Source organism: Streptococcus sp., assembly GCF_019414905.1.
In the GTDB taxonomy this organism is placed as follows: Bacteria; Bacillota; Bacilli; order Lactobacillales; family Streptococcaceae; genus Streptococcus.
The window spans coordinates 1-3,354 of the sequence record NZ_DXLC01000264.1 but is presented as its reverse complement, the minus strand read 5'-3'; the positions used below and the strand labels follow the sequence as shown (position 1 = coordinate 3,354).

The 3,354-nt window shown below is 38.7% G+C and carries 4 protein-coding genes; all 4 read right to left on the bottom strand.

Annotation, left to right across the window (positions count from 1 at the left end; all coding sequences use genetic code 11):
- Window positions 1-527: 527 nt before the first annotated feature.
- Window positions 528-662 carry a hypothetical protein gene (locus tag QZ359_RS08025; protein ID WP_257994393.1) on the bottom strand — a complete coding sequence of 45 codons (135 nt, stop codon included), beginning with the start codon at window positions 660-662 and terminating at the stop codon, window positions 528-530.
- Between the two features lie 52 nt (window positions 663-714).
- Complete coding sequence (locus QZ359_RS08020; RefSeq protein WP_261058708.1) at window positions 715-1,107, bottom strand: transcriptional regulator; 393 nt, start codon at window positions 1,105-1,107, stop codon at window positions 715-717.
- Window positions 1,108-2,198: 1,091 nt separating this feature from the next.
- Window positions 2,199-2,702, bottom strand: a complete 504-nt coding sequence (locus QZ359_RS08015) for a hypothetical protein (protein WP_173304405.1) — start codon at window positions 2,700-2,702, stop codon at window positions 2,199-2,201.
- Window positions 2,703-2,772: 70 nt separating this feature from the next.
- The gene (locus QZ359_RS08010) at window positions 2,773-3,303 is read right to left on the bottom strand and encodes a hypothetical protein (protein ID WP_173304407.1); all 531 of its coding nucleotides are present in this window, start codon (window positions 3,301-3,303) and stop codon (window positions 2,773-2,775) included.
- Window positions 3,304-3,354 lie beyond the last annotated feature (51 nt).

The window sequence follows — 3,354 nt, the reverse complement described above, 5'->3', positions numbered from 1 at the left end:
CATCTATATTTTTTAAATTATGGGCGCGTGCCCCATGGATGACAATCTTATCTTGCATATTACTTCTTTCTAGTTCATTGTTGCTTTCCATTATACCAAAAAAAGTGAAATTCTATTACCAAAAAAGCCGATTTTGTAGTATAATTAAAAACTTATTTTTTTATGTTTCCTTAGGGTTCCCTAACCCTTATATCACGCGCTTTTGAACAAAAAACACTAACATTACTTTTTACTACTTGCTCCCCCAAAGTACGCAAAAAGGGGAGCAAAAAAGCCCCACAAAAGGGCTAAGATTTGACGAGTTCAGCAGGCAAGAAACTAGCACGGTCAAACGTGCTTTTTTTATTGCTGGTTGCTGATAGGTATATTATACCATGAAGCGCGTGGTTTATAAGATTATGGCCTCACAAAAGCCCCCAGATTCGTTTCTAAGGGCTTGTAGTTTGTCCGTGGTGCTTTAGTTGTCCAGTACGAAACCAAGCGAAATAGGGGGCGAATATGAAGCCTACGCCTACATTTGCCAACATTTACGCTTCTAATTCTTGTAGTAAGGTTAAATCTAAACCATCAAGGTCAACATCTATTTCAAAATCCATGTTTAAATCTATCTCCATATCCTCTAATTGGATATTCTCCAGATCAATCAAAAAATCTTCAATCATGTCATCCCCCTCACTTAAATCTTAACATTTCTCAACAAAACACCACAAACGCCTACTTATATGCTTCTAGCTCTCCGTTCTGGTGGATTCTCGCAAAGTTTAAGACGGCTATCTGTTTGTATCGGTGGTAGCTAGTGGAGCTAGTACCTGCCATTTCTACGCATTCGCTCATTGTTTTCTTTCTCATGTAGCAATAATGGATAATGAAGTATTTTCTGGCTCTCTCGTTCTCTATGCTGTTGATGTCGTGGGCGAATATCTCCAACCCCTCACGTATTGCTTTTTCATGCTCACCGCTCAAATTCCACTGATCAGGTAAGACAAGTTTCCAAGCCTCTTCATCTATCGTAACTTGGTTTTCACTTCCTGCCATCCTCTGGAAACGTAGAAAGTAAGTCATCCGCTCTCTGACGTTCATCATCGTTTTAAACTTATCCAGCTCCATTAGTTCGCTCCTTTGTGATATAATATTATTGAGATTATAGCTGAGGCGGAGCGCCTTGGCTTTTTTTGCTATTTCTCTATGTTCGCTCTAGCTTCAAATGTTTTCCCGTGAGAAAAAATGTACAATGACGGTGTGAAGCTCATAGAAGCGCGTGGGGAGGGAGATAGCCCCCGTATCTCCTTATGGTTTGATAAGCAATTAAGGGATGTTTTTATCTCTCTTATTTCCTTGTCATTCTGCAAGCAATTAAGGCAAGTTATTTCTTTGCTTATCTGCTTATCGTTTTATAAGCAACAAATCCAAAATAACAGACTTTTAAACTGCTCTTATCTCCTTATCATTTGGTAGGAAAATAAGGGGAGTTATTTTAGTTCTTATTCCCCTGTAATTTTGTAAGGAGAAAATCCAAATTAAGGAAGCTAATAAGTCTCCTTATCTCCTTACAGTTTTTCAGGGAGCAAAATCAAAATAAGCGATGTTATTTCCTGTCCTATTCCCTTACCGTTTGACAAGGAGAAAAACGAAAATAAGGAGCTTTTAAATTTGTCTTAACTCCCTATCGTTTTGTAAGCAATTAAGAAGGGTTATTGTCATCCTTATCTGCTTGTCATTCTGCAAGGAGTAGATCCGAAATAAGAGGGCTAAAAACTTCGCTTATCTGCTTGTCGTTTCTCAGGGAGTTAAGGAGGGTTATTATTGCTCTTATCTGCTTGATAAATGATAGGGGGATATAGCCACTTTCTCGGCGTTCGCTCGGAGTTCAACACACATAACCCTGCCATTTGTCAGTCATATTTACTGCCACTACCTAAGAAAAATCTCACCTTTTCTAACCCTCGGTAAACCTCTCTATCTTGTGGTTCTATCACTAGAAAAAAAGCCCTGTACCTTTGTAAAACCTTAGTATTTTTAAATACACAACCTTATACTAATCTTATACTTTTTATATATGCTACCTCACCAAAACCTCACCCTTTTTTGGAACGCTCTGCTTACTTAAATCCTTGATATATCTAGCTTTTTTTAACATTCAAACCGTCTAATATGTAGTATTTGTTCGTTTTGTAAATTGCACACTACTTCATATTGTCTCACAATCTCGAACCATTCAGCCAAAATCTATCCCCTTTTTCAATATACTTCAAAAACTTCTTATAGTGCTTATGATACCTGTCACGCTTCATATACCTTGGTCTTTCAGGGAAACCATCAAACATATATCTACCACGTCTAGGACTCCACCCTGGTTCTACCTTTCTGGCTTCTTTTAGTGCAAGCTCCCAGTAGTATTGGCAATCCGTTTTGCTACGGTTCAGGGTACTCTTGTGGATATCTAGACAAGTACCGCAACTAAAATATAAATACCGTTTATAAAGCAACCTGCACCGTCTACCACAATCAGGGCAAAGAAAGAAATATCGATTACCTCCCTTAGTTCCTGCTATTCTGTCTAATTCAAATGACTCTACACCAAAATCAATCATTAAATTATCCAAATCAATCTCTAAACGTTTACCGTCCAACTCTGCTATACCCTTAGATATTCCTCTCAGCTTCATTGGTTTAGTGATTGTTTCTATTGCTAACTGCTTCATTATTTCCCCCTATATGGAAAAACCCAAAACTATTGACTTGATAGCAAAAAGGGGATTGCTCCCCTGTGTTCTACTTCAAATGCTCTGTATAACCAGCAAGGCCTTTATATTCGCCCTCTACGTCCAACTTTTGGAGTAGGCTAATACTTTCATCGCCCAGCTTTTCCAACGTACCAAAAGCGGTCATAGAGTCCATAGGGATAGGCTTATCAGAAAGCAAGCGATCAGCATAGTCTAATAGTTCTAGCTCGTAGTCTGTTACTTTCTCCAGCAAACTCTCAAAATCCTCTGACTCTTTGAGTTGAAGCACGCGCTCCCGTTTATAACGTTCCTCAAATGCTTCAGCCTCTTCTGGTTGTTTGTGGTAGTCTTTAAAGCTATCACAAATACGCTTGAAAGTCTTGTTTAGCTTGTGATCTTCCACATACTCAGCGACAAGCGTTCCCTTATCCTTGTAGGTCAATGAGATTACAGGCTGGCAATATGTTCCAGTCATATATCCCAGTAGCGCGTGACCTGCTACTTGAGCGGTCGCCTGATCACAAAAATAGTAAGTGAAAGTGAATGTTTTTGCTTTATCTGAAAATGTTTTTAATGTCATGTTGTTTTTCCTCTTTCTGTTTTAAGGGTGTCACTAGTAGTTACACCATTG